The organism is Suttonella sp., assembly GCF_056855035.1.
Map to the genome: position 1 here is coordinate 1 of NZ_JBXGGR010000071.1, position 7,982 is coordinate 7,982.

Genomic DNA, 7,982 nt, shown 5'->3' on the forward strand with positions numbered 1-7,982 from the left:
CCATCGTTCAGAGAAGGGATTTTTGTCGAATCTGATTTCTGGATTAACGGCATATTGCTTGTTTGCGTATAAGCCGCAGATGTTTGGGAAGAATGCTTTGGCGGCTGCTAAATAGAGGGGGCTTATCCCGAACTCAGGTTATTTTAGAACTAAAGGGGCAATTAAGCACTAATTGCTTCTCAACTTTTTTAAGCAAATGGGCAATCTTTAAAAATGCTTTGCTGTTTAATACCACTGATATATCAGAAAAACAACCAAGCATTTAGAAATCCGCATTACAATGCAGATTTTTTAAATTATCCGATTGTTTTTGAAATTTTTCTAAAAAGCCCAAGCACGGGGCTTGGGCGCTAGGATTATTCAGCCAATTCGGCATGGATTTCCTGCAGGGAGCGGACTTGTTCCTCGCTTTGCTCACGCGCCAGCGCGGTAGCGATAGCCATACCGCCCGCCATCGTAGTGGTGTAATGCACTTTGTGCATCAGGGCTTGGCGGCGGATATCGTAGGAATCGGCAATCGACTGCTTGCCCTCGGTCGTGTTGATGATGAGGTCAATCTCGCCATTGATGATGTGGTCAACGATATGCGGTCTGCCTTGGGCGACTTTATTCACGCGTTCGCAGGCAATGCCTTGATCTTGCAGGGCGGCGGCGGTGCCGTCTGTAGCGACTAATTGATAGCCCGCCCCCAAGAGCAGACGCGCAGCTTCGGCGGCTTTGTTCTTATCTTTGTTTTTCACAGAGATAAAGACGCGTCCGCCTTGTTTGGGCATGCGTTCGCCCGCGCCACGCTGCGCTTTTTGGAAGGCTTCGGCAAAGCTCTCGCCCACGCCCATGACTTCGCCGGTGGATTTCATTTCCGGCCCGAGAATGGGATCGACGTTTTGGAATTTGGCAAAGGGGAAGACGGCTTCTTTGACGGCATATTTTTTCACAGCAATCGGCGCGTGAATGCCTTGTTCCGACAGGCTTTGCCCCGCCATGCAGCGGGCGGCGATTTTCGCCAGCGAACGCCCCGTTACTTTCGAGACGAAAGGCACGGTACGCGAAGCACGCGGATTGACTTCCAAGACGAAAATGTCTTCGCCCTGCACGGCAAATTGCGTGTTCATCAGCCCGACGACGTTTAATGCCAATGCCATTTCTTTGGCTTGACGCGCAATTTCATCGGCAATATGGGCGGGCAGGCGATACGGCGGTAAAGAGCAGGCGGAATCGCCGGAATGTACGCCGGCTTCTTCGATATGCTCCATGATGCCGCCGACAACTACCTGTTTACCGTCGCTGATAACATCGATATCGACTTCTATCGCATCGTTTAAGAAGCGGTCGAGCAAAATCGGCGCATCGGGGGAAATATGAATGGCTTCCTGCATATAGTGCTCAAGATCTTGGTCATTATAGATAATTTCCATAGCACGACCGCCCAAAACATAGGACGGACGCACCACCAAGGGATAGCCGATTTCTTGGGCTTTTTGCAGAGCGGTCGCGGTGTCGCTGGCGGTACGGTTCGGCGGCTGACGCAGATTCAGGGTTTGCAGCAATTGCTGGAAGCGTTCGCGATCTTCAGCGCGGTCGATGGCATCGGGGGAGGTGCCGATGATGTTTACGCCTTCGGCTTCCAAAGCACGCGCCAGTTTCAGCGGCGTTTGTCCGCCGTATTGCACGATGACACCGTCGGGCTGCTCCACGCGCACGATTTCCAGCACGTCTTCCAAAGTCAGCGGCTCGAAATAAAGGCGGTCGGCGGTATCGAAATCGGTGGAAACGGTTTCGGGGTTGCAGTTCACCATAATGGTCTCGATGCCGTCTTCTTTGAGGGCTAAAGCGGCATGCACGCAGCAATAGTCGAATTCAATTCCTTGTCCGATACGGTTCGGACCGCCGCCTAAAATCATGATTTTGCGCTTATCGCTCGGCTCGGCTTCGCAGAATTCTTCATAGCTGGAATAGAGATAGGCGGTGCTGCTGGCAAATTCCGCCGCACAGGAATCCACGCGCTTATACACCGGCAGCACGTTTAAGGCACGGCGCAATTCCCGAATTTCTTTTTCGCTTTTGCCTGTGCATTGCGCCAAAGTCGCATCGGAAAATCCCGCACGTTTATAGGCGTACAGATTGCCGGCATCTTGCAAATCGACTGTGCCGCCGCGCAATGCCATTTCCATATCCATCATTTCCGCCATTTGCGCCAAGAACCAAGGATCTATCGCCGTGCTTTGATAGAGCTGCTCCACGCTCCAGCCTTGACGCAACGCCTCCGCCACATGGAAAATCCGCTCGGGGGTCGGCGTGGAAATCAAACCTTGCAAATCTTCCTCTGCCGTATCCATACGGCTGAAGCCCAAATGCCCTTCTTCCATAGAACGAATCGCTTTATGCAACGATTCTTTAAAGGTGCGCCCAATCGCCATCACTTCGCCCACCGCACGCATCTGCGTATTTAAGCGGCGGTTGGTCTGTTTGAATTTTACAAAATCAAAACGCGGAATTTTAACCACCACATAGTCAATCGCCGGTTCAAATGAAGCAGGCGTAACGCCGCCGGTGATTTCGTTTTTCAGCTCGTCGAGGGTGTAGCCCACCGCCAAACGCGCCGCCACCGAAGCAATCGGAAAACCGGTGGCTTTTGATGCCAAGGCGGAAGAACGGCTGACGCGCGGATTCATCTCAATCACAATCACGCGACCGTCTTTGGGATTAACCGCAAATTGCACATTAGAACCGCCGGTTTCCACGCCGATTTTGCGCAAAATAGCTATCGAAGCATCGCGCAGGACTTGGTATTCCTTATCGGTCAATGTCTGGGCGGGGGCGACGGTAATAGAATCGCCGGTATGCACGCCCATCGGATCGAAATTCTCAATCGAGCAGACGATAATCGCATTGTCGTTTTTATCGCGCACCACTTCCATTTCAAACTCTTTCCAGCCCAGCAAAGATTCTTCGAGCAAGACTTCATTGGTCGGCGAAAGCTCCAAGCCGTAAGCGGTAATCTCTTCAAATTCATCTTTATTGTAAGCAATGCCGCCGCCCGAGCCGCCCAATGTGAAAGAGGGGCGGATAATCACGGGAAAGCCGAATTGCGCCTGCGCCGCGCGCGCTTCTTCCATCGTATGCACGGCGAAAGATTTGGCACTGCCCAAGCCGATTTCATCCATTGCCTGTTTGAACAAATCGCGGTCTTCAGCGGTTTCAATCGCCTTCACGGAAGCCCCGATCAATTCCACGCCGTATTTCGCCAATACGCCATGCTTTGCCAAATCCAAAGCGCAATTAAGCGCGGTTTGCCCGCCCATGGTCGGCAAAATGGCATCAGGACGTTCTTTTTCAATGATTTTTTCAATCGTCTGCCATTGAATCGGCTCGATATAAGTCGCATCCGCCATTTCAGGATCGGTCATAATCGTGGCAGGATTGGAATTGACCAAAATAATGCGAAAACCTTCGCGCTTAAGCGCCTTGCAAGCCTGCGCGCCGGAATAGTCGAATTCGCAGGCCTGACCAATCACGATTGGTCCAGCACCGATGATAAGGATGGATTGAATATCGCTTCTTTTAGGCATAATGTTTCTCGTTTTGGGTTAATTTCATTAGATATTTGTGTCTCATTCTATCGAGCTCATCCAGAGTTTGAGCGCAAATCCGATAAATAACACACCGACTGCGCCCATGCCCAGCGCGGCAAGTTTACGCCTTGTGCAAAAGGCTTGTACCAAGCGGTCGCCGGCAAAGGCTAATACGTTGAGATAGGCAAAGCTAATCAGCTGCAACAGTATCGCCAGCACCAAAAAGCTCAATGCCGGATGCCGATAAGTCGGATCAACAAATTGCACGAAAAATGAGAGGAAAAATAAAATCGCTTTGGGATTGGTCAGGCTCAAGGCAAGGGCGCGTTTGAAGACGTGTTTGGGTGGGGTGCGCTCGCCCGCCTCCGTCTGTTGCTGCATACGGTTTTTCCACGTCTGCGCCGCACTTTTGAGCAATTGCCAGCCGATATAGGCGAGATATAAGCCGCCCAAGAGTTGCACGCCGTGAAAAAGCACAGGATAGAGTTTCAGCAATGCGCCTGCGCCTAAGACGGTCGCCAACATGAGCAGGCTGTCTCCCAATAAAATGCCGAAGATGCTGCGGTAGGCGGTTTCCACACCGTATTGTCCCGCCACGCTTAGGCAATACATGGAATTTGGCCCCGGAACCAAGATAATCGCGGTCGTGCCAATCAGATAGGCGGCGAGGTCGGTAATCCCAAACATGATGCGCTAGATGTTTTTGAACATATCAATGCTGGCGCGCATATTGGCGCATGGTATTGGTAAAGCGCAAGAAGAGGATTTCCGCATCGCGCGGGCCGGGGCCGGCTTCGGGATGTCCTTGGAAAGCAAAGACGGGTTTGTCCGTCCAAGCCAGTCCCTGCAATGTGCCGTCGAATAAAGAGCGGTGCGTAGCAATTACATTAGCGGGCAGGCTGTTTTCGTCAACGGCAAAGCCGTGGTTTTGTGAGGTAATCATGACGCGTCCTGTCTGCGTATCCGCCACAGGGTTATTGGCGCCGTGGTGTCCGTGCTTCATTTTGAGGGTTTTAGCACCGCCTGCCAAGCCCAGCAATTGATGTCCCAGACAAATGCCGAAAATCGGTATGTTTTTCTCTAAAAAGACTTGAATGGCGGCGATTTGCGCTTTCAGCGGCTCGGGATCGCCCGGCCCGTTGGATAAGAAAATGCCATGCGGATTGAGCGCCAGCGCTTCTTGCGCGGGACAGTCGGCAGGCACGAGCGTAATGCGGCAGCCGGCATGTGCCAATAGGCGCAGAATATTGCGTTTAATGCCGAAATCGTAGGCGACAACATGTAAATCGCCCGATTGTTCGGGATAGCTGTCGTTTGCCGCCTCCCAAATACTTTCTTGGCTGTAGGGGCTGATGTCCTGTACGGAAACCTGCGTGGCAAGCGCCTGCCCTGTCATACTTGGATGATTGCAGGCGGCGGCAACTGCGGCGGCTTCATCGATGTCATCGCCGCACATCAGGCAGGCATTTTGCGCACCTTGCGTGCGCAGACGGCGCGTCAGCTCGCGCGTATCGATATCCGAAATAGCAACAATGCCTTGTTCTTTCAAATAATCCGACAGCGAACCTTCGGCGCGCCAAGAGCTGTAAAAACTCGGCGCATCGCGCACCACCAATCCCGCCGCTTGGATTTTGCCCGATTCCACATCTAAGCTGTTCACGCCCGTATTGCCGATATGCGGATAGGTTAAGGTAACGATTTGTCCTAAATAAGAAGGATCGGTTAGGATTTCTTGATAACCCGTCATAGAGGTATTAAACACCAACTCGCCGCATTGCTGCCCTTCGGCACCAATCGCCCGCCCATGAAAAATGCTGCCGTCAGCCAGCGCAAGGATTGCTTTCTGCATGATATCTCCGCCGAATTTTTGATAAACCTGCTTATTTTAACGGAAGCCTTTCGGCTTTGCCGAAAATTATTAATTTATCTCCGATTTCTTATGTTTACCCGGCAAGGAAGCGGCAGCTGCAGAAGACGAAAAATAGTTTTATGTGAACTTATCGTTAATACTTATAAAAAATTAGAGATATAAAAGTTTTCTTTTGTTGTTTTTCTGTGGGAAAAATAAAATTTGAATGGGGTGTTTCTTGTTATAAACAATAGTGCTAAAATTCTGATAAGGTAATACATGAAAAAGATGGAGGCATCTAATGAGCGTTTTGACACAGAAATCCTTTTCCCTCACACAATATGGCATTACACAAACAGCATTTCGTAATTTGCCGCCGGCTGCTTTATACCAACAAGCGCTGCAGCATGATTCGAAAGCCGCGATAACTTCTAATGGCGCTTTAGTCGCTTATTCAGGCGAAAAAACAGGTCGTTCGCCTAAGGATAAACGAATTGTAGAACATGCTGATTCTTCACAGAATATTTGGTGGGGAGATATCAACATCAAATTAAGCGACGCTTCTTTTATGGCAAACCGCGATATCGCTACTCAATTTTTAAGCAATGCCGAAACGCTCTATGTATTAGACGGTTTTGCCGGTTGGGATGCGCGCTATCGCCGTAAAATCCGCGTTATAACCACGCGTCCTTACCACGCGCTCTTCATGCACAATATGCTTATCCGCCCGACTGAAGCGGAATTAGCCGAATTCGGCGAGCCGGATTACGTTATCTTTAATGCTGGACAATGTCCTGCAGATGAAAGCGTCGAAGGCGTCAGCAGCAAAACCAGCGTTGCGCTTTCTTTTGAACGCAAAGAGATGGTAATTCTAGGTACGGAATACGCCGGTGAAATGAAAAAAGGCGTATTCACCATTATGAATTATCTCATGCCTTTAGAGGGAGAATTCCCTATGCATTGCTCCGCAACCGTTGAGCGCGGCGGCGAAACCTCCACCATACTTTTCGGCTTATCCGGTACAGGTAAAACCACCTTATCTGCTGACCCAAACCGCGATTTGATCGGCGATGACGAGCATGTTTGGACAAATGACGGCGTATTTAATATTGAAGGCGGATGCTATGCCAAAGCCATTGACTTATCGGCAGAAAAAGAGCCCGATATTTACGGCGCGATTAAATTCGGTGCAGTGTTAGAAAATGTAGTGCTTGATGAAAACCATCATGTGGATTTTAGCGATACCAGTATCACGCAAAATACACGCGTCAGTTATCCGATTGAATTTATAAATAATGCACGCATTCCTTGTGTTGCAGGGCAGCCCAAAAACGTTATATTCCTGACTTGCGACGCCTTTGGTGTTCTGCCTCCTGTGGCAAAACTCAATCCGGCACAAGCGATGTATCACTTTATTTCAGGCTATACCGCCAAAGTTGCCGGAACAGAAATGGGGGTAACTGAGCCGCAAGCGACCTTCTCCGCCTGTTTCGGTGCGCCCTTTATGGTTTGGCATCCTGCAAAATATGCGGAACTGTTAGCGGAAAAAATTCGAGAACATCAAGTAGATGTTTGGTTGGTGAATACCGGTTGGGCCGGCGGCGCTTACGGTAGCGGTGAAAGAATCAAATTAAAATATTCTCGCGCCATTGTCGATGCCATCAATACAGGCAAACTCAAAGATGCTCCTAGTATTACCGATCCGCGTTTTGGTTTTGAAATTATTACCCAATGTCCTGATGTGCCTTCCGATATTTTGCAGCCGCAAAATGCTTGGTCAAATCAGGAAGATTATGCCAAGCAGGCGAACGATCTCGTTGAGCGTTTTGAGAATAATTTCAATAAAAACTATATCAATCAAGCGAATGACGAATTGAAATCGGCAATGCCGAAAAAAATCGTCTAAGGCGAACGGATGAAGGTAGTCTGCAAAAGCGAATTTTGCAGACTATCTCACTGCTAGCAATAGAAAAATTACATAAGCATAAGCAAAAGTTATCGCGGCTGAGATTGAACATTGCTATAATGCGCCTCCCTTATCTGTGAATTAGGACATTAAAGCCATGTTAATACTGACGCGAAGGATTGGTGAAACCATCATCATTGATGATGAGATCCAAGTGACAGTACTAGCGGTTAAAGGCAATCAAGTTCGTTTAGGAATTGAAGCACCAGATCATATTGCTGTTCATCGAGAGGAAATCTATCAGCGGCTTTTACAAGAAAATACTGAAGAGATCGCGAAAGATTAAGATAATATGAAGCCGCAAGTACAAAAAGAAAGTTGCCACTTTACAGCAGCTTTTTTTTTGTATATAATTCGCCACCTCATGACGGAGAGGTGGCCGAGTGGCTGAAGGCGCTCCCCTGCTAAGGGAGTATAGGGCTTATACCCCTATCGAGAGTTCGAATCTCTTCCTCTCCGCCAACCTATTGAAACCGCTTAGTTTTAAGCGGTTTTTTTACGTCTGAACAAGTCTAAAGTTTAGAATAAAAGAATACAAAATCAAATTCTTGCTAAAATTTAATTGTCTTAAGTTATCTTAAGCAATCTTAAGAAA

General features: G+C 49.0%; 5 protein-coding genes, 1 tRNA gene and 1 pseudogene. 4 read left to right on the forward strand and 3 right to left on the reverse strand.

Annotation, left to right across the window (positions count from 1 at the left end; genetic code table 11):
* Nucleotides 1-115, forward strand: a pseudogene (locus tag ACJHVI_RS06430) (IS982 family transposase); the annotation flags it as partial.
* 241 nt (nucleotides 116-356) lie between these two features.
* Here the strand turns inward: ACJHVI_RS06430 and carB are convergent.
* From carB to carA, 3 genes are read right to left on the reverse strand one after another with little or no spacing between them, the layout of a single operon-like run.
* Nucleotides 357-3,569 carry a carbamoyl-phosphate synthase large subunit gene (gene carB / locus ACJHVI_RS06435; protein ID WP_483183873.1) on the reverse strand — a complete coding sequence of 1,071 codons (3,213 nt, stop codon included), beginning with the start codon at nucleotides 3,567-3,569 and terminating at the stop codon, nucleotides 357-359.
* A 42-nt stretch (nucleotides 3,570-3,611) separates the two neighbouring features.
* Nucleotides 3,612-4,259 carry a leucine efflux protein LeuE gene (gene leuE, locus ACJHVI_RS06440; protein ID WP_483183874.1) on the reverse strand — a complete coding sequence of 216 codons (648 nt, stop codon included), beginning with the start codon at nucleotides 4,257-4,259 and terminating at the stop codon, nucleotides 3,612-3,614.
* A gap of 25 nt (nucleotides 4,260-4,284) precedes the next feature.
* Nucleotides 4,285-5,424: a glutamine-hydrolyzing carbamoyl-phosphate synthase small subunit gene (carA, locus tag ACJHVI_RS06445; RefSeq protein WP_483183878.1), complete on the reverse strand. Its 1,140-nt coding sequence runs from the start codon at nucleotides 5,422-5,424 to the stop codon at nucleotides 4,285-4,287.
* Between the two features lie 298 nt (nucleotides 5,425-5,722).
* On the opposite strand from carA, the gene pckA reads away from it, so the two are divergent.
* The 3 genes from pckA (at nucleotide 5,723) to ACJHVI_RS06460 (ending at nucleotide 7,849) form a co-directional block, all read left to right on the forward strand.
* Nucleotides 5,723-7,327, forward strand: coding sequence for a phosphoenolpyruvate carboxykinase (ATP) (pckA, locus tag ACJHVI_RS06450; RefSeq protein ID WP_483183875.1), 1,605 nt, complete (start codon nucleotides 5,723-5,725; stop codon nucleotides 7,325-7,327).
* A 157-nt stretch (nucleotides 7,328-7,484) separates the two neighbouring features.
* Entirely contained in the window at nucleotides 7,485-7,673 is a 189-nt protein-coding gene (gene csrA, locus ACJHVI_RS06455) for a carbon storage regulator CsrA (RefSeq protein ID WP_483183876.1), read from the forward strand.
* Nucleotides 7,674-7,756: 83 nt separating this feature from the next.
* Nucleotides 7,757-7,849: transfer RNA gene (locus tag ACJHVI_RS06460), tRNA-Ser, on the forward strand.
* Nucleotides 7,850-7,982 lie beyond the last annotated feature (133 nt).

Coding starts and splice junctions, on each gene's coding strand:
- leuE (WP_483183874.1), bottom strand. CDS start 4,259: ATGTTTGGGATTACCGACCTCGCCGCCTATCTGATTGGCACGACCGCG.
- pckA (WP_483183875.1), top strand. CDS start 5,723: ATGAGCGTTTTGACACAGAAATCCTTTTCCCTCACACAATATGGCATT.
- carB (WP_483183873.1), bottom strand. CDS start 3,569: ATGCCTAAAAGAAGCGATATTCAATCCATCCTTATCATCGGTGCTGGA.
- csrA (WP_483183876.1), top strand. CDS start 7,485: ATGTTAATACTGACGCGAAGGATTGGTGAAACCATCATCATTGATGAT.